The sequence below is a fragment of the Sphingobacterium arenae genome, from assembly GCF_014692505.1.
GTDB lineage: Bacteria > Bacteroidota > Bacteroidia > Sphingobacteriales > Sphingobacteriaceae > Sphingobacterium > Sphingobacterium arenae.
This window is the reverse complement of the sequence record NZ_JACNYK010000008.1, coordinates 15951-38548: the sequence shown is the minus strand read 5'-3', so window position 1 is coordinate 38548 and position 22598 is coordinate 15951. Positions and strand designations below refer to the sequence as shown.

Genomic DNA, 22598 nt, shown 5'->3' with positions numbered 1-22598 from the left:
CTGAAAACCGCCCTTTTGGGTGGGAAAGAGCGAAGTAGGTTTGCCTATGTTTGTGCCATCTACTTATGAAGAACTTTTTATGCTTTCTATCTTTAGTCGTAAACGAAAATACAACGATCTAAGCTGGCTGCAGGTTGATGTACACAACCACCTGCTGCCACGCGTAGACGATGGTAGTGCGTCGGTATCGCAAAGTTTGGAACTTCTGGCCATGTTGACCAATCAGGGAATACAACAGTTTATTGCCACGCCGCATATCTGGGATGGTATGTATCCCAATAACAAAGCCAGTATACAACGGTCTTGGGAAGAGACGCTACGCGATACGGATCTGCCGAAAAACCAGCTGCGTTATGCGGCCGAATATATGGTAAGCGAGCAGCTATTGGAAGACCTCGACAATCCCTTGGTGCCGTTGCTCTGTTTGGCAGGTGGGTATCTTTTAATTGAAATGCCGCTGACCAACGAAAGCCCGCTCGTCCAAGAAGTTATCCAAAAATTGATTGATCGCGGTATAACGCCGATTTTGGCCCATCCCGAACGGTATATATACTATCAGCATGCACCCAGTATGTTGAAAGCTTATAAAGATAGGGGTTGCCTGCTGCAGATCAACTTACTGTCCTGCTACGGGTATTATGGACCTAGAGAAAAGAATGTGGTGAAATACTTGACCGGAAAAGGCATGATAGACCTCATTGGCACGAATGTGCATGATCAGCGCCATGTAAAAGCTATCGAACATTACGTTCGGAAAGAGGATATTTCGACATTATTCTTGGAGAAATTGCGTAATGCGGAGTTTCTGCTTGAGCAAGGTACAGCACGTAAATACGGTAACTAATGTATAGATCTATGCAAACCCAGATACTGCCCTATGTGAGAACCTCGCTCATGTTGACGGATGCTATATGCTCGAATATGGCTTTCGTCGGGGCATTCTTCTGGGTGAAGTCCTATGGCGTGATGACGGAAGAGGCCATCTGGACAAATTTTTATTCTTTGTGGGCGTTGTTCAATCTGGTGAACACCGTTGCTGCCTTGCATCTACGACTATATGCAAGGAGTACGATAAAACGATTGAAAAAGCTCGTATACACCACCTGGAAATCCGTCGTTATTCTACTCGCCCTTTTTACGGGATGTACCCTGATCGAATACTGGTTTCGGGGAGTGGGCTATTTCTTACTTGTCTTGGCCGCCCTGCTCATCGTATACGTGGTCTTATCTCGTCTTCTCCTTGCTTATCTGTATACGAACCACTTGTGTGTGCAGTCTTAAGGGCGTGCTAAAAAATAAGTTTGCCAATTACCTGTTTTAATCTAATAATCCTTATATTGATACTATCATTTGATAATATCAACATAAGGAAACCACCATATATTATTACCAATGAGATTTTAAATTAGTTTATGGGAACAAGAGAATATTTATTGGACAAGGCGAAGAGGCAGGGCTTCGAGCCATTACCACCAGCTGCTCTAAAGAGACATTTTGCCGTGCGTTACCTTTTTTATTAGGATTGGCTTCTCGCCGTTCCTTGACACTTAATTTTATAGCTATTGAGTCCGGCTTGGCTTTTAATTGCGGCGAATTGCCATAATTAAATCAGGGTTATATACGCTTTACCAGATTCCCAAATACTCCACCGTATTTCGGTTGCGGAGCCAATCCGAAATAAAGAAATCGCCGTCCTTGGCTTTCCGTGGATATAAAAGGAAAGAGATGAAAATTTGAAGGCGTTGATAGAATTAAATATCGCTAAATAACAACAGTCTTATTTTTCCGACAGTTAGGGGGTATAAGTCTTATGCGTGTTTTCATTTCTTCTATATCAAGCGCTGGCGTTTATAAGCCAGTGTCTGATATAAAAGTATGGCACCGAAGGACAGAACTACTGATAGGAAATGATATCCCGAACTGATAGGGAGGAACGCGGTATTATCTAAACGGACACCGTCCTTTACTGTAACGTAAGGTATTATGGGCTTGACCCTTTGTTTTTCTTAAAGAAATGAAAAAGCCTGTTGTCAAAAACCAATAGGGCTTTGCGCATGTTCAAGAATATGTGCGCAAGTAACAAGTAGCCTCTGCGCCTTGTCGAGACCCTGTTGTCCCTTGTGTTGTTCGCTTTGTCACGGTACAAAATGCGCTTGTACCGTGACAAAGCGGACATGTACAGTGTCCTGGCAATGCCTGCACGCGACATATCGGTTTTGCAGCGTGACGGGTCGGTTCTGAAGCTTGCTTAGTACGTTTTGTTACTTGTCGAATTCATTTTGCAGCTTGACTTGTCCATTTTGTACAGTGTCGAAGTCGTCATTTACATGTCCTACGGCACGATGTACATGGACAAAATGGGGCTTTTTTCGGTTAAATTTTATCAAATCTTATCAATTTCTATCAAATCCTATCAAAAGTTCATTTGAGGCGGGGTTGCTTTTTACGTTTGTACTGTTCGATCTCGCGAGGAGAACATAAAACGCAAAAAAATGGCTATAAAATTTAAAGCGCTTATCGGCTTTACACGAATGAAAGACGATGAGCTCATGGTAACCGCTGCAACGATTATCGGTGCCATGACAGACAATGTACATTTCGAACAACCGACGCTTGCATTGGCAACGGTACAGGAACTGTTGGATGATTTCTCGGCGAAGCTGTCCGCCGCAAGGCGTCGCGGCTCACCTGAAGAAACCGCCCTCAAGAATGAAAGCCGCCTGCCGCTGGAGGCTGCCTTACGGCAACTGGCATATTACGTGAACAGTGTGGCAGAGGGGCATTTATCGACCCTTTTGAGTTCGGGTTTTCCAACGAATGGAGCCGGCGGCTCAGTACAGGTGCCGTTGAAAGTGGTAGGCGTAAAGCTAGGTGACGGGAGGCAATCCAGGCAGGTGCGGCTGGACTTTGAGAGTCAGCGAAATGTATTGCTATACGAATATCAATACCGCTTACAGGGCGAAAATGAGTGGAGTGAACGCTTTGCGACGAGCTCATCGCGTGCCAATATCATCGCACCGCTGATGGTAGCCGAACGCTACGAAGTGCGGGTACGTGCGCTAAATACGCAAGGAACTGGGGATTGGAGTGATAACGCAACGATAGTGGTAAGATAGTATGGCATTGAAAAGCACCTCTGCCACACCATCGAGTTGCCGGATCGGAACAACATTCCAAGAATCGGCTGCATCTCCGAAGGACGCTACAAGCTGGAACAGCTTCGACTGGAGCAACCTCTTGGATACCGTTTTGGTGGCCATCGTGGGCGCTGCGGTGAGTTATCTCACCAGCCGCTTACTGGAAGGAAGGCGACGACGTAATTGGTAAGTTTCTTTTTTGGGGTTTATGTTGTTGCGAACTCCCGGGGCGTTGCCTCGGGAGTTTTTTGTAGAGATCTAGAACAAGCATCCGAAGCCATCCTAATCGGTGTTCTTTTTTCGAAAAAGAAGCGCAGAATATTTGGAAATGTGATCTTAATATTTAACTTTGCCTCGTTATTTGTATTTAATCTAAATAACAAACAGGAAATAAAGGATACGAACAACAGTTAAATAAAGAAAGAGGTCTGGTTGCACCCAGACCTCCCGGCGGTAGATACATCTACCATACTTTAATCGTCAAACTAAAGTGATGCAATATAATAAATTTTATACAGCCATACTGTTGGCTATAGGGATTTCTATGGGATCCCCGAAGGCGCAGGTGGTGCAACGCGATACAACCCGTGCCGACTCACTCCAAGACCAGCGGCTGATCGACAGTGTGGTCGTTATGGGCCGCACCCGCGTACATGAAATTAACCGGCAGGCCTACAACGTAACGGCCATCGATGCTACCAAACTCCACAATTCCACATTAGATATCGGGCATGCCATTGACCGCGTGTCAGGGGTTCGTGTCCGTGAATCGGGTGGTGTGGGCTCGGATATGAATATCTCCATCAACGGGTTCACCGGCAAGCAGATCAAAATTTTTATCGATGGTGTTCCGATGGAGGGATTCGGTTCATCGTTTCAGTTGAACAATATTCCCGTTAATCTCGCCGAGCGTGTCGAGATATACCGTGGCGTTGTACCCGTTTGGCTGGGGTCCGATGCGATGGGCGGAGCAATCAATATTGTGACAAAAACCCGAAACCGAAGCTATCTGGACGCGTCCTATTCTTACGGTTCTTTCAATACCCACCGAACGAACATCAACGCAGGCTGGACAGCCAAATCGGGCTTCACCGTGCAGGTCAATGCCTATCAGAACTATTCCGACAACAATTACCGCATGTGGATGGAACCGTCGAATATCAATACTTGGAAGCGGGAACCAGCCCAATACATTCGACGTTTCCACGACACTTATCACAACGAAGTGGTTATGGCCAATGTCGGTGTGGTGGATAAAAAATATGCCGATCGGCTAATGATAGGCGTACAATTAGGAAAGACCTACCAGGAGATACAGACCGGAGCACAGATCGAAAGCGTATTCGGAAGTGCACATCGTCGAGGAAATATCGTTATGCCGACCTTACGCTACTATGAGAAGGATCTTTTTATAAAGGGGCTGACCGCTACGCTGAATGCCAATATCAATGTCGGGAAAGAACAGAATATCGATACGGTGAATGTGCGCTACGATTGGTTACAAAATACCAAATACCAAGATGCGCCAGGGGGCGAACGGAGTTATACGCTCTATAAATACAGCGATAATACCGGGCTTGCTACCGCTACATTGAGTTACGACATCAATAAGCGGCATGCTATTGTTGTCAATAATGTTTTTACCACTTTTGACCGCCGCGGCTCGGACGAACTCTTTCCTGAGAATGAAGCCTATGAGATGCCTTCCCGCACGCGGAAGAACATGACGGGGATTGATTATCGTTACAATCATGATGGAAAATGGGTGGCGAGCGCATTCTTTAAAAATTACAATCAGCGGTTAACTTCTACTTCTTCCTATAATCCATCAGGAAACTGGGGGGATGTGGCCTACGAAACACAGAAAATGAACTACAATAAAGTGGGTTATGGAGTTGCTGCTTCCTATTTTGTGAATCCCGATCTGCAGATTAAAGCTTCTTATGAAAACGCCAAGCGAATGCCAGAAGCCTTTGAGATTTTCGGCGATATGGTAAACCGCGTAAGTAATCTAGAACTGAAACCCGAATCCAGTGATAATGTTAACGTAGGTGTTGGCTATTTTTTCAACGTCACCCCGGATCACCGCTTTGCACTAAATGCGGGTTGGCTTTACCGGGACGCGCATGATTTTATACGTGAGCGGTTACAGACCAATCAGACGCGTTATATCATGGAGAACTTGGCCCGTGCCACCAATATGGGCGTGGATGGTGAGGTCCGTTATTCTTATCACAACCTGATTTCTGCGGGAGCAAGCCTTTCCTACCATAACTTTCGGAACATGACGATGTACGATAATCCAGAAGCAACTGAAATAAGTCTGGTCTACAAAGATCGTATGCCGAATATTCCATATCTCTATGGTAATGCAGATGCATCTGTTTTCCTGACGGATTTGGGTGGAAAAGGCAATAACCTATCCATCGGATATAATTTGCTCTACGTCCATAATATGTATCTGTTTTGGCCAAGCCAAGGATCGGAAGGAAAGCATATCATACCGACACAGTTCGCGCATGATGTCAATATCGTATATGCGCTGTCCAACGGGAAATACAATGTCGGTTTGGAATGCAAGAATCTCACCGATGCGCGGCTGTACGATAATTTCAGTCTGCCGAAACCCAGCCGCGGTTTCTTCTTGAAATTGCGCTATTTCATTTCTCAATAAAGCTTATTTATTCACAAACATAAAATTTAAATATCATGAAGAAAAGAATAAACGTTCTGGCTGCGCTTGGGTTAGCCTGCGCATTTGTTGCCATCTCCTGTTCGGATGATCCGGTTAATCCGCAACCAGGTCCCGGTGAGGATGATGGAGATTTAACCAACACGAAATACATCGTTGCTGCACACCCCAACAGTGCCGAAGCCGGTACGGCAGATTATCTGCTGACTGTGGACGATCTCACCAAGGGGTCGATCAGTACATCGGGAAATGGCTTAGAACAACGGGGTACCTATCGGTATTATATGACCAACCAAAACCGATTTTTCAGTATGCTGTACGGACAAGGTAATCCCGGAGCGGTGACCTCCTACGTGTTAAATGGGGAAGGAAAGCTGACGGAGGCGAGTGATTTTGTGGCCGAAACAGTACAGGTATTCACACCGGTAAATGATGAGGTATTGCTGATCAAAGTCCCGCGTTCAGGCAATGAGAATGCCGGCTTTTTCCGGGTAAATGCAAAAGATCCACAGTTAGTAGGAGAAGCATCGGTGAATGTTGTGAAACTTGCTGGAAATGGTGAACGTGCACACTTTACTTGGGCTACACAAGTGGAGGATAAAGTTTATGCTCCTTATATGAGTATCAAGGGATGTTGTAATGCAACGTTTGATACCGAATATCCGGACAGCACCTGGGTGGCGGTGTTCTCGTATCCAGAGCTGAAACTGGAAAAGGTAATCAAAGACAACCGTACCGGCGTCTTGGGTGAATACTTTAAGAATGGGATTTTTGTGGATGAAAGGGGCGATGCTTATGGTTTCTCTGGAGCTTCCAAAACCAGATCCGTGAATGGTGAAGATGTATTGATCAGCAAAAATCCATCAGCTATTGTCAGAATCAATAAAGGGACAACAGAATTTGATCAGGATTACTTTTTCAGTTTTGAGGAAAAAACAGGTGGTTACAAAATCAATGCTGCCCGTTATTTCGGTAATGGTAAGTTCTTAGTCCAGACCTATGGAGCAGCAAAATCGCTAGCAGGGGTTAAATTTGCTGTTGTAGATGTTTATGAGCAAACTGTTAAGATGGTTTCGGGACTTCCTGATAATATAAAGAGTGCCACCACGACCAACTACGGTGCGATTTCCGAAGATAAAACAAAAGCATATGTAGGACTAACGCTGGAAAGCGGAAGTAGCTATGTATACGAGTTTGATGCGACGACGGCTACCGCCAAGCAAGGCTTAAAAGTGGTGGGCGGTACCATTACAGGTATTCACCAATTGAAGTATTAATGGTATTGCTTTAGTGCAATCTATTGTTTGTTTTATGTAGAAGGGGTTGTACGCGTACAACCCTTTTTCTTTCATTTAGCTTCCGTGTTGCATCAGCTCCGCAAATCCCGTATTAGACCCAGGTGCCTGCTTCGCAGTCGGCCAACATCAATGAAACCCTCCCAAATTCAAAAAATTCTTTTTGGAAATATCCCATTAATATTTACCTTTGCCTCATTATTTGTATTTAATCTAAATAATACAACATGAGATAAAGGTTACTAACAGCAGTTAAATAAAGAAAAGAAAGAGGTCTGGTTGCACCCAGACCTCCCGGCGGTAGATACATCTACCATACTTTAATCGTCAAACTAAAGTGATGCAATATAATAAATTTTATACAGCCATGCTGTTGGCTGTGGGGATTTTTGCCTATAATCCTGCAGGAATCTTGGCTTCGACAGCAAGCCATTCGAGCGAAACTATTTTTCCACAGCAAGGGAGTATGCACGGTATCGTGCAGTCTTTCATCTCGGGGTATGTGAAGGACTCCTTTGGAAAAGCTATCGAAAATGCAACCGTTAGCATCGTGGGTACGAACCTCCAAACAAGCACCGATATAGATGGGTTTTACAAATTGGAAATTGGCCAAAAACAGCAGGTTTCCGTTGAGGTGACTGTCGTTGGCTACATTACGGAACGCGCGCTACTGAAAGAAAGTGAAAGGTATAAAGACTTTCAGCTAAAGATAGATGATCGTGTCATTGAAGCGATTAGCGTGAAAGGCCAAACCGAAAACCAAAGACGCGTTCACGAAATAAAAAGATCCGGGTTCAATGTGAGCGTTATTGATATGAACCAATATGCGAACCAAACCGCGAATGTCAATCAAATCCTCCGTACCGCACCCGGCGTTACTTTTAGGGAAGATGGCGGCTTGGGTTCAAATTTTGTTTTTCGCATCAATGGATTGGCGGCTAAAATCTATATCGATGGCGTTCCGATGGATGATTTTGGCTCGGCTATGTCGTTAAATAATATCCCGGTAAATTTAGTGGACCGAATCGAGATATATAAAGGTGTCGTCCCGGCATTTTTAGGTTCGGATGCGCTTGGGGGAGCCGTCAATATCATTACCAAGAAGAGGAATAGGCACTTTCTCGATTTTAGTTATAGCTACGGATCTTTCAATACACACCAATCGTCTTTGGTAGGAATGTACACGAACCCTAAAAACAACCTCTCGGTTCGGGCAAACGCCTTCTATAATTATTCGGACAACAATTACAAAATGTACACCGAAAAAGAATACGGTGTTGTCTTTGAAAAAGTGGTCAATAATAAATTCGTCCCTATCGACGAAGTCCGACGGTTCAAAGACCGCTACTATTCCGCCATGGGTCAGGTCGAAGTCGGCTTGCGGGATAAAAGTTGGGCAGATCAATTCTTTGTTGGATTGACCTATTCGGCAAACAACAAAGAAAATCAGCTTGGCGCGACAATCAATACGGTTTATGGCGGTAATTGGAGGGAATCAACCTATATCATGCCTACGATTAGTTATAAAAAGCAAAATTTTATCGTTGATCGGTTATTTGCCGATATTTATGCGAACTATGGCTATGATGTGTCGCATGTCCGGGATACGGCGCGATACAACTACGAATGGGGCGGCGCGCCCATACCTAATACGACCGGACAAGCCGAAAATGACCCGATTCACGATAGGTATAATACCAACAGTGTGCTGGGTAGGATGAATTTCAACTATGATTTTGATGAAAGCCGGAACCATAGTCTAAATCTCAACTATAATGTCAATACCAATAGCCGTCAATCTTACGATATTATTTTAAACAATAACACCTCCGGATTACCAAGCAATATGGTCAGGAATATCGTGGGATTGGCGTGGCAAAACCAATGGTTGGACAAGCGACTGGTAAACAACATTGCTGTAAAATACTATGGTTTAGATACGTACAAGCAAGAAGATCAACGCATATTTGGAGATTACAATGAGGTATTGGATGGTTCCATTATTTCGCAGTCAAGATATTTTGGATACCAAGGCTATAGTTTAGCTTCCCGTTATCGGATTTTCAAAGATGGCGGTGTAAAGTTCTCGGCGGAGAGGGCCTATAATATGCCTACGATGAACGCATTATATGGCGATGGACAAAACTATCTTGCCAATTGGGACATCAAGCCAGAACGTAGCGACAACGTCAATGGCGGATTTTATTACAATACATTTTTTAATGACGATCATTTTATAAATTTTGATATCTCTGGTTTCTACCGGTTGGCACAGGATTATATCAACGTCAGGATCGTTGCCGATGACGAGCGGGATAAATATCAATACTATAATATTCCGGGCGTGAAATTGTACGGTGGAGATATCGAGTTGCGTTACGGTTATAAAGATATTTTTACAGCCTCCCTCAACGGCAGCTATGACAACGCCATAGACAATCAAAAATTTACCGACGACACCAACCAGGAAGTGAGCCTTACGTATGGCTATCAGATTCCGAACCGACCTTGGACATATGGTAATCTTGATCTAAGCTTTGCACAAAACGATTGGTTTAGCAAAGGTAGCCGTACGCAGATATCCTGGAATACGCAGTACACCAAATGGTTTTATCTCAGCGATAGCCATCTTGGTTCGCTGGCTTCCAAAAATTATATCCCTACACAATTAGTCCATTCGTTGATCGTAAGCTATTCGTGGAATCGGAACCGGTATAATATTTCCGGAGAGGTCAGAAACTTATCCGATGAACGTGCCTATGACAACTTTCGCCTCCAAAAGCCAGGGCGAGCATTTTACATGAAATTTAGAATATCATTACTATAATTTATACATCATCATCAAAAAAAGCAATATACAGATGAAAAAAAACAGATTAATTGGTTATTGTGCCATTGCAGCAACCTTATTCTCCGCGTGCGAAGATAGCCCGAATGTCCCAGACGTCCCCGGCGCCGAAAACTCCGAATATTCGGTGTGGGTAGCCACCGAAAACGGATCGTATTTACTGACGACCGACGAGATCATGAAAGACACGTTGTTGTCTCCGCAGAATAATAAAGGAATCGATATCTCCGGTTACCTTCCGCAGGCGCGCTACGCGGGATACGCCTATTTCTTTAATGGCTACTATTACATGTCCAACGATGGTACACGTTTCAGTAAGCTTCAAATCAATGAAAAAGGAGACGAACTCGTAGAGGTGGATAATTATGCTTTTCCAGGGGCCTTCTATCTTGGAAAGGTAGCCAGCGAATTGAGCACAACAGACGAGATTGTTTTCACTTCAACGAACGGTAGCGACGCTAACGCGGAAAAGAAAGTATTCGAATATAGCATATTCTTTATGAATACAAAGGACATGACGATTAATAAGACGTTGAAAGCCCAGATTCCAACCTTGGATTACACGGTGTACAAACCAGATGGGACGGTGGATCCAACCATTCTCAATGTTACCAGTGCACGCATTAGCGACGGAAAAGCGTATTTCGGATTGTACTATTATACGTTCGATTACAAGCCGGTGAACCAAAACGCCTATGTATATATATGTGATTATCCGAGTATGGAAAACGGACATATCATGAGCGATGATCGGGCAAGCATTGTAGCCGGACACTGGCAACGCGAAAACTATTCGTTTTTGGACGACGATAATAACCTGTATGTCCTGACAACAGGTAAAACTGAAGATACCTACGCGCTACTCCGTGTCAATAAGGACGAAACGGAATTTGATCAGGATTACCTGTTCGACCTGAAAGAGTATGCTGTAAAAGGTGGTGATCTCTCTTGGTTAGGTGAAGGAAAGGCGTATATAAGACCGTATGTCATTGATGTAGCCAGCAAAAAAATCGTTGCAAACCTAGACGAAATGACCGGAGGCGAAGCCACAACCACAATCAATCTGATACAAGATGGCAACCTATACACGGCTGTTAAAACACCTGAATCGAAATGGTTTATCTATGAATACAACATGGCCACAAACACCGTTAAGAAAGGTGCTGAAATCGACCCTGGTGTGACGCGAGTATACCATATCAACAAATTAAAATAATCTATTTTTGGTTTCATGTGAAAGGGGGCTGTACACGTACAGCCCCCTTTTCTGTTTTACAATTTTATTCCGTAACAGGTTTCTTAATTATTTTCCGGCCACGTACAGGTGGTGCTGAAACCTTACCGACATTTTTTTTGGCGTCGTCCTGTTTCCCGCCATCCCGTTGTATCTTAACAAATGCTATCAGTGCCACAACCGAAATAGCAATCCACAATAGATCAAAAAACAGAATATCAGTTTCGCCGGCAGCAAAGGTCTTCCAAATCCAGTTGCCACCATATAGCCCGTTCACAACGGGGATACAAAAACCCAACAATGCACCCAGTAGAAGCGTCTCTTTATTGGTCGCCCGGAGATTTCTTCGTATGATATAAAAGACGGAGAACACCAGCCAGCTGTAAAAATAAACGTTATAGATAAAGGACTGGTTTACTTCCGGATAAACCTTAACGGCGATAAAGGTCAAGGCGGTCACGGGAAACATCGTCAAACAGATGGCCACGAAGACATTACTTGCCCAAAAGTTGAACACGCGTTTGTGCTTCGGTATATTCTTTTTGTCTCGGGCTACCAGCCAGATCAAGATGCCGGAGATGATGACAATACAGCCCATGATACCTAAGATGAAAAAGGTAATCTTCACCGGATACCCGCCAAAATCACCAAAATGCAGGTGATAAATAATGCTGGATACCTTATCCTTATAAGAAGAGTTGCTGTGTGGATCCTTCTCATAGACTAGACTTTTATCGTGGATTCGGTAGATCGCCTTTCCTTCTCCCGAGAAATTGAGCTTTGGATTTGGCTTGGCATGAACGATAAGGTGCATGCTTTCATCGCCGTAATTTTTGATAAAAATGCGACTGAATTCGGCACCGCTCCATTTTTGATTCAGTTCTGCCAGATAATGCTCCATGTTGAAGTCCTGATCGATAGGCTGGTATAGGTATTCGTAGGTCTGGCTATCCGAAAAGCCTAAATCCTGATAGAGCGCTTCTTGTTTGCCCTCGTATAGATAGTTTGTCAGGGGCTTCACGAGTACCCAATTGACGATCAGGATGATACCGGTCAACGCAAAAATAAATTGAAACGGGAAGCCAATGACACCCAGCGCGGTATGCATATCTGTCCATACCGTTTTCCATTTGCTCCAGGGCCGGAAGATAAAGAAATTGGACACGATTTTATCCCAATGTAGCAATAAACCCGTAATCAATGCGAAGAGAAATAGAAAGGATACGAGTCCAGCCACCGTATAGCCAAACGGCATGCCTATATTTATGGGTACTTGATTCAGTTGGGCTAGGAAATGTAAACGGTAGAGAAATTCGCCCATATCGTAACTTTCTGCATAGGTACTCGCTTTTTCCTGATGGAAATCATAATAAAAGAACGCGTTGTCTCCGCCACCTCGGCGGCCGCGCCTTTGCCCTTCTGGCGCTTGCTGCGGTTTACTGACCGTCGTATCTTTCGATACGCTCATGTTTACCGAAGCCCCGAGGGAATGGGGCTGTAGGTAGAAGGTAATGTCCCTACCTTGTAGATTATGGGTTTGCCGGAGCGAATCCAACAAGAAATCAAAGTCTTTTCCAGTCTCCTTATTCGCCTCGTACGAGGCGCCATGTTGCCAAGCTTGTATTTCGTGCTTGAAAAAGGAAAAGGAGCCGGCAAAAAAGATAACATACAGCAGGGCACAGATAATGATCCCGCTGATGGTGTGCGTATTGAAATAGATATTGTAGTTACGTATGTTCATTTGTTTTAACCGTGTAGGAAGTGAAAGAGAAGATAAAAAACCACGGCCATAACCGTATAGATAAGCCAAACCCACCAGCCGTTCTTCGCGAGAAAAGCATACAGCAGGAGAACCGCCCAAAGCACATAGCCCGATAAATAGGCGGTAATGACGACATCCTTTTCCTGGAAAACGCAGGTCATCATCAAGTGGAAACTGAGCATAACGACATACCCTCCCAAAAAACCACCGGTAATTTTTAGAAAGCGCTGGAAAGGGTTACTCAAGTATTTCTTATTTGCAGGCATAACGGACGGAATTAGAAGATAAAGGTTTCGATGAGCATCGCAAAAACAAATAGACCCAGTAGATGTGTCCATCGGATATACTGCAGGGGATTAAGCAGTACAACGACACTTAATGCGGTCATGATATAACCGCCAAAGGCAAAGGTGCCCGATCCGAACCCCTGATCGATGATAATGACAGCCCAAGATAAAAGAAAAAGCACGGCAGCCGCTATTTTTGCGTTTTTAGTAGATTGTACCAATCGCAGGAATCGCGGCGGCACCTTACCTAGTTTTGCCTTCTTGGAGGTGGTATACAGTAGATAACAGCCACTGAAGAGGATAAGGAAAAGTAAACTATACATTCTTTATTTAGATTTGATTTAAATAAAGGCAAACCTACATAAATTCATTTTTATATGCAATATAATTTCAAATTTGCTGCAATAGGGTTGATGTCCCCCATTTGTCCCCCGTGTTTTTTTGTTGTTTTTCGATCGTTTGTAGTTCTTTGCACCTTTAATCTACAATCTACGAATTACATTATGGAAGCATTAACCTATTCTGTGTTTGCAGGGCTCGCTCTGCTGCCTATTTCTCTGATCGTTATCAACGAAATACGGAAATATCGACGTTTCGAAAGCGTGATGGATATGAACGTCGAAGTCCAGTTTCAAGAACCTGGCGATCCTTACGATCATATGCGCCGGGGAAGTGTGATGCTGCATCTCGACGGGTGCGAAGAGCATATCAAGGCTATCGTGATCAAGCGGTTGTCGTTTAACCACTCGGCCTTTTACGTACCTTCCCTTGATAAGCTTTATTTTAAGGGAAGAGGAGATGGTCCTCAGTTGTTATCGGCCAGTTTCCGGATCCGTCGTCACGCGCTTCGTCGATTGGAAGGAAAAAAACTGTATATCCATTTATCGGGTTGGATAAGTGACAACGAAGGGAATGCAAAGGCGTTTAAAGCCCATGTGCCCTATATTGTACAAGAAACTACGGCTAGTACCTCTATGAATATGCCGAACTTAACAATATAATAACTTGCATTTTTAAAACTCATCGAGTACCTTTGTTGCTCAATAGAGGAAAACAATATGCTAGGTGCATTGATCACTTCCAAAACAAGATTAAAGCTACTGATCAAATTTTTTGTATCGGCGGGTAACACCGGTTACCTCCGTGGTATTGCCGAAGAATTTGATGAATCGACCAATGCCATCCGCAAAGAGCTGAATCAATTAACAGAAGCTGGATTTTTAGAGCGTAAACAAGAGCAGAAGAAGGTGTTGTACCGGGCGAATATTGATCATCCGTTGTTTAATCCTGTACAGCGTTTAGTACATTCTTTTTTGGGCGTAGACAAGGTGGTTGATCAGGTGATGGAGCGTGCCGGCGATGTGCAGGAAGTGATGTTGGTGGGGGCATATGCCAAGGGGCAGGAGTCCGATCAGGTGGAGGTTGTGGTGTCCGGTGAAAACCTCGACAAAGACTATCTACAGCACCTCGCCGAGAAAACCGGCAAATTAATCAACAAGGAAATCAGGATAAACTTCGAAAAACCCAGTAGCGGTGCTTATATTGTGGTTTATCAGAAAGAATTTAGCAACTAATCCAGTAACATGAAGCAAATCAAAAAGATTACGTGTATTGGAGCGGGTTACGTCGGAGGGCCGACGATGTCGGTTATTGCCCAGAAAAACCCGGATATTCAGATTACGGTAGTTGATGTCAATAAGGCGCGTATTGCAGCTTGGAACGATGACGACTTATCGCAGCTTCCGATTTACGAAAAAGGATTGGATGCAGTCGTGGCGGAAACACGTGGACGTAATTTATTCTTTGACACCGATGTAGATAAAGCCATTGATGAAGCAGATATGATTTTCATTTCGGTAAATACCCCGACCAAGACCTACGGAAAAGGAAAGGGGCAAGCAGCCGATTTAAAATTTATCGAACTCTGTGCCCGTCAGATTGCGGCCGTTGCCAAAGATGATAAAATTGTTGTCGAAAAATCGACCCTTCCGGTGCGTACGGCCGACGCGCTAAAAAGTATTTTAGACAATACCAGTAATGGCATTAATTTTCATATTCTTTCCAATCCAGAGTTTTTAGCCGAAGGAACGGCTATTGAAGATTTATACAATCCCGATCGCGTACTGATCGGTGGTGAAAATATAGAGGCCATAGAAGCGTTAGTGCAACTCTATGCCCAGTGGGTTCCCCGGGAGCGGATTATAACCACCAACCTCTGGTCGTCGGAGTTATCGAAGTTGGTGGCCAACGCCTTCTTGGCGCAACGTGTTTCCTCGATCAACGCCGTATCGGAGCTTTGTGAGGTTACCGGTGCCAACGTGGAGGAAGTTGCGAAAGCAGTAGGTATGGATTCCCGCATCGGGTCGAAATTTCTAAAAGCCTCGGTCGGATTCGGAGGCTCCTGTTTCCAGAAGGATATTTTGAACCTTGTTTATATAGCGCGATCCTACAAGTTGGATGCCGTAGCCGATTATTGGGAACAGGTCATTATCATGAACGACCATCAGAAGACACGTTTTGCCGAAAAGATTGTCCAAACGATGTATAATACGGTAAACGGGAAGCATATTGCTTTCCTTGGATGGGCGTTTAAAAAAGACACCAACGATACTCGGGAATCTGCGGCGATCTATGTTGCCGACCATTTGCTTGACGAAGAAGCCCAAATCGTGGTCTACGACCCCAAGGTTTCCCCCGAGCAGGTGTATCGCGATTTAGATTTCCTAGGGACGCGTACGCCAGAGGCAAACCGCCGATTGGTAAAAGTGGTCGATGATCCCTATACAGCATTGGACGGCGCACATGCCGCGGCTGTCCTGACCGAATGGGATGTGTTTAAAACATACGACTGGAAACAAATTAAAGCGGGAATGAAAAAACCTGCATTTGTTTTTGATGGTCGGAAGCTATTAGATCGATCCCAATTAGAAACTTTAGGCTTTAAATATTACGCTATTGGCGAGTAAAGAACAAAAAAGCAGTATGCTATACAAAAAGATATTAGTAACAGGCGCAGCCGGCTTTATCGGTTTCCATCTCTGCAAGACCCTGCTGGAGCAAGGGTTAACGGTGGTGGGCCTGGATAATATCAACGATTATTACGACGTCAACCTGAAATACGCGCGATTGCAGGAGCTGGGTATACAGCGCGCAGAAGCCGAGCAATGGGGTCAGTCGACAGTATCCGAGAAATACCCTGATTTTCGATTTGTCCGTTTATCTGTGGAAGATCGGGGTGCTTTACCGCAACTTTTTGAAAAAGAGGCTTTCGATGCAGTCGTTCATTTAGCGGCACAAGCGGGCGTACGCTATAGTTTGGAAAATCCGATGGCCTATGTTGATAGTAATCTCGTAGGCTTTGCGAATATCCTCGAAAGTTGTAGACAGTATCATATAAAACATCTGGTGTATGCCTCCAGCTCTTCGGTGTATGGAGAAAGCGATCAAGTGCCCTTCGTAGAAGATGCATCTGTCGATTACCCGATCAGTCTGTATGCCGCCACCAAGAAAGCCAACGAACTGATGGCGCATAGCTACAGTCATTTATATCAGATTCCGACTACTGGCCTACGCTTATTTACCGTTTACGGACCTTGGGGACGCCCAGACATGGCACCCGTACTGTTTGCATCCGCTATCTTGGAAGATCGCTCTATTAACGTGTTTAATAACGGCGATTTGAGCCGCGATTTTACGTACATAGACGATATTATAAAGGGAATCATCCTAACCTTGAACCATCCACCTGTACAGGAAAAAGCACAACCTTGGTATCAAGTAATGAATGTTGGGAACGGTGCACCGGTTTTGTTGATGGAATTTATCGAAACATTGGAAACAAATCTTGGCAAAGAGGCAAAGAAAAATAATTTACCGATGCAGCCGGGCGATGTATCATGTACCTGGGCAGACACCACAAAACTCCACCTACTCGGCTATAAAAGTAGGACACCGCTTCAGGCAGGGGTTGGGAAATTTGTAGAATGGTATAAAATGTATTTAAATATATAAATTTAATATGCACTTGGCACTTTTATTGTATATAGCGGAGCAACTTATGTCTCTTGATTAACAAGAAAGTGACAGAATGAATCACAATAAAGAAACTATGGAACAAAAAGTAGTAAAGAAAAGAGAAGACTATAACCCGGGGCCACGTGTCGGGATTACCTTCTCCACTTTCGATTTATTGCATGCGGGGCATATCATGATGCTGGCAGAAGCAAAGCGCCAATGCGACTACTTGATCTGTGGTCTGCAGATGGATCCTACGTTGGATCGTCCGGAGAAAAACAAACCAACCCAAACCGTCGTCGAACGTTATATCCAATTGCGTGGATGTCAATATGTGGACGAGATCGTGCCCTACTCTACCGAACAAGACTTAGAAGACATTCTGCGTTCCTTTAAACTGGACGTACGCATTGTGGGGGATGAATATAAAGATAAAGATTTTACCGGACGTAAATATTGTGAAGAGAAAGGGATAGACCTGTATTTTAACAGTCGGGATCACCGCTTTTCGAGTTCGGGTTTGCGTAGAATCGTAGCGGAGAAGGAAGCGGAGAAAAATGGGAATGGGAAGAAGTAAGTATTTGCAAGAACGGTTATAAAACATGCGGGAAGCAAGTAGAAGAATGAAGCAAATTGCCATCGTCGGTCAAGGTTATGTTGGGTTGCCATTGGCAATTGAATTAGCGCTCCATTTTCCTGTTGTCGGTTTTGATATTGACGAGGAACGTATAGCCGAGTTGGCCCAAGGAATGGACCATACTCAAGAAGCAGACTTGGAGAAGCTTAACAGAGGTATCCAACTGGCAAAGGAAACAAAATTTGAAAAAGGCTACAAGGCTTCCTGCTCGCTTGACGATTTAAATACGGCACAAATATACATCGTTACGGTTCCAACCCCAATCGATCGTTATAATGCTCCAAATCTAAGTCCGTTGATGATGGCTTCCGAAATGCTCGGACGGGTCATTAAAAAAGGCGATATCGTTATTTATGAATCCACCGTTTATCCCGGATGTACAGAAGAGGAATGTGTACCCATATTGGAACGTATTTCGGGGTTATGTTTTAACCGCGATTTCTTTGTTGGTTATTCACCGGAGCGGATTAATCCGGGAGATAAGGTTAATACCCTAACAACGATCAAAAAAGTGACTTCGGGTTCTACCCCGGAAATCGCAGAAGAGATCGATCAGCTGTATAAAACTATCGTTACGGCTGGTACTCATAAAGCCCCCAGTATAAAGGTTGCAGAAGCTTCGAAGGCAATTGAAAATGCGCAGCGTGATGTGAATATTTCGTTTGTAAACGAGCTGGCACTTATTTTTGACCGGATCGGCATTGATACCAATGATGTGCTGGAAGCTGCGGGCACAAAATTTAATTTTTTGAAGTATAAACCTGGTCTTGTTGGAGGGCACTGTATCTCGGTGGATCCCTATTATCTCACCCATAAGGCGACGCAATTAGGCTATCATCCAGATGTGATTTTATCTGGGCGGCGGGTTAACAATTCCATACCGGCATTTATTGCTTCTAAGGTGATCAAATTGATGGTAGCGAAAGATGTTGTCGTTAGAGGAGCGAAGGCACTTATTTTGGGTGTCACGTTTAAGGAAAATTGTCCAGACGTTCGGAACACCAAGGTGGCGGACATATTTAGGGAACTCAAAGAATACGGTGTAGAGGTCAACGTATACGACCCTTGGGCAAATCCGGAGGAAGTGTATAAAGAATATGGAATTGTGCTTCGTACTGGAGCGATATCGAGAGATTGCGATGATGAGAAATATGATGCTATTATTCTAGCGACAGCGCATGATGAATTTTTAACAATAGATATTAATCAAATAAAAAAAGAACGAAGTGTTATTTTCGACACGAAGGGCGTTTTACCCCGAACTTGGGTAGATGCAAGACTTTAAAACAAACAAAAAATGATCAAGAACCTTATCGTATTCGGAACTCGACCCGAGGCCATTAAAATGGCTCCATTAGTCAAGGCTTTTCAGCAGGATGATGCGTTTGACACCAAAGTTTGTGTGACCGCACAACATCGTGAGATGCTGGATCAAGTGTTAGAGTTTTTTGAGATAACGCCCGATTATGACCTCAACCTCATGAAACCAGGGCAAAACCTTTATGGACTAACGGCAGATATCTTGACCGGATTGAAAGACGTTTTAGAAAGCTTTAAGCCCGATTACGTATATGTTCATGGTGACACGACTACCTCGATGGCAGCAGCGATAGCTGGTTTTTATGCAGGAGCAAAAGTCGTACACGTAGAGGCGGGGTTGCGTACGCACAACAAACTATCTCCTTTTCCTGAGGAAGCCAATAGACAGATTACCGGTCGAATTACCGATGTGCATTTAGCTCCAACTCCCGCGTCAAAAGCGAATTTGTTGAAAGAGAATATAGACGAAAGCACCATTACCGTAACGGGTAATACGGTTATTGACGCCCTATTATTTAGCTCGGAAAAAGTAGAAAACTACGAAAACGAAGAAATAGCATCGTTAAAGACTTTAGTTGATTCCAGTAAGAAGTTAATTCTGGTTACGGGTCACCGCAGAGAGAATCACGGTCAAGGCTTTATTAATATCTGTGAAGCACTAAAGGAAATTGCGGTATCGAATCCGGATGTACAAATTATCTACCCGGTACATTTAAACCCCAATGTAAAAGGCCCCGTTTATGAAATACTGAGCGGTATTGATAATATTCACTTAATCGATCCACTTTCATATCCGTCTTTTGTGTGGTTGATGAATCAATCTTATTTAATCATAACAGATTCTGGAGGTGTACAAGAAGAGGCACCTAGCTTAGGAAAGCCCGTTTTGGTGATGCGGGACACAACGGAGAGACCGGAGGCTGTAGATGCCGGTACGGTCATTCTAGTAGGTACCGATAAAAATAAAATTGTTTCCGAAGCACAAGATTTGTTGAATAATACAAACCGCTATCAAGAAATGAGTGCCTTGCACAATCCTTACGGAGACGGTAAAGCCTGTGAACGAATTGTTGAATTTATAAAAAACTTAAAATAAGAAAGACCTATGCAAGCTAAAGTTGTAACCGTTGGTTTAGGATATATTGGATTGCCAACATCGGCATTAATCGCTAATAGTGGTATTCCGGTGCACGGTGTAGATGTGTCTCAGCATGTTGTTGATACGATTAACGCGGGTAAAATACATATCGTAGAACCTGAATTAGATAAGGCTGTTGCAGAAGCCGTTTCAAAGGGTTTCTTAAAAGCAGGAACGAAAGCGGTAGAGGCGGATACCTATTTAGTTGTCGTTCCTACGCCGTTCAAAGGTGATCATCAACCCGACATCTCTTATGTACAGGCTGCTACGGAAGGTATCATCCCGTTATTAAAAGAAGGTGATTTATACATTATTGAATCTACATCTCCTGTTGGGACAACCGAGAAGATGATGGATTTAATTTTTGCGAAGCGTCCTGAATTGGAAGGTAAAATTTATTTAGCCTATTGTCCGGAGCGTGTATTGCCTGGGAATGTAATGCATGAGTTGGTACATAATGACCGGGTGATTGGTGGTGTTAACGAGGCTTCTACAGAAAAAGCGTTAGCATTTTATGGCCAATTCGTAAAAGGAGAATTACACCCAACGAATGCACGTACAGCCGAGATGTGTAAATTGACTGAAAATGCATCTCGCGATTCGCAAATTGCTTTTGCGAATGAGCTCTCTTTGATTTGTGATAAGGCGGGTATCAACGTATGGGAATTGATTCGTTTGGCAAATAAGCACCCGCGTGTCAATATTTTGCAACCGGGTTGTGGTGTAGGCGGACACTGTATTGCTGTGGATCCTTACTTTATTACGGCCGATTTCCCGATGGAATCGCGTATGATTGCTCAAGCACGTGCAACAAACAATTACAAGCCTTTCTGGTGTGCGGAGAAGGTAAAAACAGCACGTCTAGAATTTGAGTTGGCTAAGGGACGCCAACCGTCTATAGCCATTATGGGCTTGGCTTTCAAGCCGAATATCGACGACCTACGCGAGTCTCCTGCCATTCATATTGCAGAGCGTGTGCTACAAGATTCTGGTGATGCGGATATGTACATTGTAGAACCTAATGTTCATGAACATAAAGTTTTTAAGTTAACAGATTACAAAGACGCCGTAGAAAAAGCCGATATTGTGGTTTTGTTGGTTGCTCATAATGAATTTAAACAATTAACATTTAGAGAGGAACAAGTCGTACTTGACTTTTGTGGCGTAACAAACAAGTAAATGAAAACAGTATTAATAACAGGGGGTGCCGGCTTTATAGGTTCGCATGTGGTTCGGGAGTTCGTTAAAAAGTATCCGGATTATCAGATTATTAATTTGGATGCACTTACATATGCAGGAAATTTGGCGAATTTGAAAGATATCGCGGGCTTGCCAAATTATACCTTCGTCAAGGCAGATATCACGGATGCAGAGACTATTCTTGATGTGTTCAAGCAATATCAGCCAGATGGTGTTATCCACCTTGCCGCGGAGTCTCATGTAGACCGTTCGATCACGAACCCTACTGCTTTTGTTATGACGAATGTAATCGGAACGGTGAATTTATTAAATGCGGCAAAAGAAATTTGGAAGGATAATTACGAAGGCAAGCGTTTTCATCATGTCTCAACGGATGAGGTATATGGTACATTGGGCGACACGGGATTATTTCGTGAAGATACTCCATATGATCCGCATTCTCCATATTCTGCTTCCAAAGCCTCATCTGATCATTTTGTAAGGGCATATCAAGACACGTACGGATTGCCTATTGTGATTACAAATTGTTCTAATAACTATGGCCCGAATCACTTCCCTGAGAAGTTGATACCGCTCTGTATCCATAATATATTAAACAATAAACCATTACCGATATATGGTGATGGTAAGTTTACGAGAGACTGGCTGTATGTAATTGATCACGCACGAGCTATTGATTTGGTCTTCCATGAGGGAAGGAACGGTGAGGCGTATAACGTAGGTGGATTTAACGAATGGCAGAATATCGACTTGGTAAAGGAACTGTGCAAGCAGATGGATGAGAAGTTAGATAGACCCGCGGGAACTTCGTCTCAACTCATTACTTTTGTGAAAGACAGACCTGGACACGATTTACGTTACGCGATTGATGCCACAAAGATTAATCAAGAACTTGGATATCAACCATCCGTTACGTTTGAAGAAGGTTTATCAAAAACGATAGATTGGTATTTATCGAATCAGGAATGGCTAGATGAGGTTACATCAGGAGAATACCAACATTATTACGAAAAACAGTATCAGGAATAAGAAAG

General features: G+C 43.7%; 20 protein-coding genes. 17 read left to right on the top strand and 3 right to left on the bottom strand.

Going from position 1 to position 22598, the window contains the following annotated elements:
- Positions 1-19: 19 nt before the first annotated feature.
- The 8 genes from H8B17_RS19485 (at position 20) to H8B17_RS19450 (ending at position 11188) form a co-directional block, all read left to right on the top strand.
- Entirely contained in the window at positions 20-844 is an 825-nt protein-coding gene (locus H8B17_RS19485) for a tyrosine-protein phosphatase (protein ID WP_190310914.1), read from the top strand.
- 11 nt (positions 845-855) lie between these two features.
- Positions 856-1281, top strand: coding sequence for a hypothetical protein (locus tag H8B17_RS19480; protein WP_190310913.1), 426 nt, complete (start codon positions 856-858; stop codon positions 1279-1281).
- Positions 1282-2492: 1211 nt separating this feature from the next.
- Positions 2493-3116, top strand: coding sequence for a fibronectin type III domain-containing protein (locus tag H8B17_RS19475; protein WP_190310912.1), 624 nt, complete (start codon positions 2493-2495; stop codon positions 3114-3116).
- A 7-nt stretch (positions 3117-3123) separates the two neighbouring features.
- Entirely contained in the window at positions 3124-3327 is a 204-nt protein-coding gene (locus H8B17_RS19470; protein ID WP_190310911.1) for a hypothetical protein, read from the top strand.
- A gap of 303 nt (positions 3328-3630) precedes the next feature.
- Positions 3631-5811 carry a TonB-dependent receptor gene (locus H8B17_RS19465; protein WP_190310910.1) on the top strand — a complete coding sequence of 727 codons (2181 nt, stop codon included), beginning with the start codon at positions 3631-3633 and terminating at the stop codon, positions 5809-5811.
- Between the two features lie 35 nt (positions 5812-5846).
- Positions 5847-7106 (top strand): DUF4374 domain-containing protein, encoded by a 1260-nt coding sequence (locus H8B17_RS19460; RefSeq protein ID WP_190310909.1) that lies wholly within the window; start codon positions 5847-5849, stop codon positions 7104-7106.
- 358 nt (positions 7107-7464) lie between these two features.
- Positions 7465-9951 (top strand): TonB-dependent receptor, encoded by a 2487-nt coding sequence (locus tag H8B17_RS19455; RefSeq protein WP_190310908.1) that lies wholly within the window; start codon positions 7465-7467, stop codon positions 9949-9951.
- Between the two features lie 34 nt (positions 9952-9985).
- Positions 9986-11188 (top strand): hypothetical protein, encoded by a 1203-nt coding sequence (locus H8B17_RS19450; protein ID WP_190310907.1) that lies wholly within the window; start codon positions 9986-9988, stop codon positions 11186-11188.
- A 64-nt stretch (positions 11189-11252) separates the two neighbouring features.
- On the opposite strand, the gene H8B17_RS19445 is transcribed toward H8B17_RS19450, so the two are convergent.
- From H8B17_RS19445 to H8B17_RS19435, 3 genes are read right to left on the bottom strand one after another with little or no spacing between them, the layout of a single operon-like run.
- A complete protein-coding gene (locus tag H8B17_RS19445; protein WP_190310906.1) occupies positions 11253-12947 on the bottom strand; it encodes a PepSY-associated TM helix domain-containing protein in 1695 nt (564 codons plus the stop codon).
- 5 nt (positions 12948-12952) lie between these two features.
- On the bottom strand, positions 12953-13234 hold the full coding sequence (locus H8B17_RS19440; RefSeq protein WP_190310905.1) for a hypothetical protein: 282 nt from the start codon (positions 13232-13234) through the stop codon (positions 12953-12955).
- Positions 13235-13245: 11 nt separating this feature from the next.
- Positions 13246-13578: a hypothetical protein gene (locus H8B17_RS19435; protein WP_190310904.1), complete on the bottom strand. Its 333-nt coding sequence runs from the start codon at positions 13576-13578 to the stop codon at positions 13246-13248.
- A 180-nt stretch (positions 13579-13758) separates the two neighbouring features.
- Between H8B17_RS19435 and H8B17_RS19430 the strand changes: the two genes are divergently transcribed.
- From H8B17_RS19430 to rfbB, 9 genes are all read left to right on the top strand, one after another.
- The gene (locus tag H8B17_RS19430; protein WP_190310903.1) at positions 13759-14256 is read left to right on the top strand and encodes a hypothetical protein; all 498 of its coding nucleotides are present in this window, start codon (positions 13759-13761) and stop codon (positions 14254-14256) included.
- Between the two features lie 57 nt (positions 14257-14313).
- The gene (locus tag H8B17_RS19425; RefSeq protein ID WP_190310902.1) at positions 14314-14829 is read left to right on the top strand and encodes a winged helix-turn-helix domain-containing protein; all 516 of its coding nucleotides are present in this window, start codon (positions 14314-14316) and stop codon (positions 14827-14829) included.
- 9 nt (positions 14830-14838) lie between these two features.
- On the top strand, positions 14839-16221 hold the full coding sequence (locus H8B17_RS19420) for a nucleotide sugar dehydrogenase (RefSeq protein ID WP_190310901.1): 1383 nt from the start codon (positions 14839-14841) through the stop codon (positions 16219-16221).
- 16 nt (positions 16222-16237) lie between these two features.
- Positions 16238-17266 (top strand): NAD-dependent epimerase/dehydratase family protein, encoded by a 1029-nt coding sequence (locus H8B17_RS19415; RefSeq protein WP_190310900.1) that lies wholly within the window; start codon positions 16238-16240, stop codon positions 17264-17266.
- Positions 17267-17342: 76 nt separating this feature from the next.
- The gene (locus tag H8B17_RS19410; RefSeq protein ID WP_190310899.1) at positions 17343-17846 is read left to right on the top strand and encodes an adenylyltransferase/cytidyltransferase family protein; all 504 of its coding nucleotides are present in this window, start codon (positions 17343-17345) and stop codon (positions 17844-17846) included.
- A gap of 25 nt (positions 17847-17871) precedes the next feature.
- Complete coding sequence (locus tag H8B17_RS19405) at positions 17872-19191, top strand: nucleotide sugar dehydrogenase (protein ID WP_223816691.1); 1320 nt, start codon at positions 17872-17874, stop codon at positions 19189-19191.
- Between the two features lie 12 nt (positions 19192-19203).
- The gene (wecB, locus tag H8B17_RS19400; protein ID WP_190310897.1) at positions 19204-20322 is read left to right on the top strand and encodes a non-hydrolyzing UDP-N-acetylglucosamine 2-epimerase; all 1119 of its coding nucleotides are present in this window, start codon (positions 19204-19206) and stop codon (positions 20320-20322) included.
- Between the two features lie 9 nt (positions 20323-20331).
- A complete protein-coding gene (gene wecC / locus H8B17_RS19395) occupies positions 20332-21543 on the top strand; it encodes a UDP-N-acetyl-D-mannosamine dehydrogenase (protein ID WP_190310896.1) in 1212 nt (403 codons plus the stop codon).
- A complete protein-coding gene (rfbB, locus tag H8B17_RS19390) occupies positions 21544-22593 on the top strand; it encodes a dTDP-glucose 4,6-dehydratase (RefSeq protein ID WP_190310895.1) in 1050 nt (349 codons plus the stop codon).
- Positions 22594-22598 lie beyond the last annotated feature (5 nt).

Coding starts and splice junctions, on each gene's coding strand:
- H8B17_RS19480 (WP_190310913.1), top strand. CDS start 856: ATGCAAACCCAGATACTGCCCTATGTGAGAACCTCGCTCATGTTGACG.
- H8B17_RS19475 (WP_190310912.1), top strand. CDS start 2,493: ATGGCTATAAAATTTAAAGCGCTTATCGGCTTTACACGAATGAAAGAC.
- H8B17_RS19465 (WP_190310910.1), top strand. CDS start 3,631: ATGCAATATAATAAATTTTATACAGCCATACTGTTGGCTATAGGGATT.
- H8B17_RS19460 (WP_190310909.1), top strand. CDS start 5,847: ATGAAGAAAAGAATAAACGTTCTGGCTGCGCTTGGGTTAGCCTGCGCA.
- H8B17_RS19455 (WP_190310908.1), top strand. CDS start 7,465: ATGCAATATAATAAATTTTATACAGCCATGCTGTTGGCTGTGGGGATT.
- H8B17_RS19450 (WP_190310907.1), top strand. CDS start 9,986: ATGAAAAAAAACAGATTAATTGGTTATTGTGCCATTGCAGCAACCTTA.
- H8B17_RS19445 (WP_190310906.1), bottom strand. CDS start 12,947: ATGAACATACGTAACTACAATATCTATTTCAATACGCACACCATCAGC.
- H8B17_RS19440 (WP_190310905.1), bottom strand. CDS start 13,234: ATGCCTGCAAATAAGAAATACTTGAGTAACCCTTTCCAGCGCTTTCTA.
- H8B17_RS19435 (WP_190310904.1), bottom strand. CDS start 13,578: ATGTATAGTTTACTTTTCCTTATCCTCTTCAGTGGCTGTTATCTACTG.
- H8B17_RS19430 (WP_190310903.1), top strand. CDS start 13,759: ATGGAAGCATTAACCTATTCTGTGTTTGCAGGGCTCGCTCTGCTGCCT.
- H8B17_RS19425 (WP_190310902.1), top strand. CDS start 14,314: ATGCTAGGTGCATTGATCACTTCCAAAACAAGATTAAAGCTACTGATC.
- H8B17_RS19420 (WP_190310901.1), top strand. CDS start 14,839: ATGAAGCAAATCAAAAAGATTACGTGTATTGGAGCGGGTTACGTCGGA.
- H8B17_RS19415 (WP_190310900.1), top strand. CDS start 16,238: ATGCTATACAAAAAGATATTAGTAACAGGCGCAGCCGGCTTTATCGGT.
- H8B17_RS19410 (WP_190310899.1), top strand. CDS start 17,343: ATGAATCACAATAAAGAAACTATGGAACAAAAAGTAGTAAAGAAAAGA.
- H8B17_RS19405 (WP_223816691.1), top strand. CDS start 17,872: ATGCGGGAAGCAAGTAGAAGAATGAAGCAAATTGCCATCGTCGGTCAA.
- wecB (WP_190310897.1), top strand. CDS start 19,204: ATGATCAAGAACCTTATCGTATTCGGAACTCGACCCGAGGCCATTAAA.
- wecC (WP_190310896.1), top strand. CDS start 20,332: ATGCAAGCTAAAGTTGTAACCGTTGGTTTAGGATATATTGGATTGCCA.
- rfbB (WP_190310895.1), top strand. CDS start 21,544: ATGAAAACAGTATTAATAACAGGGGGTGCCGGCTTTATAGGTTCGCAT.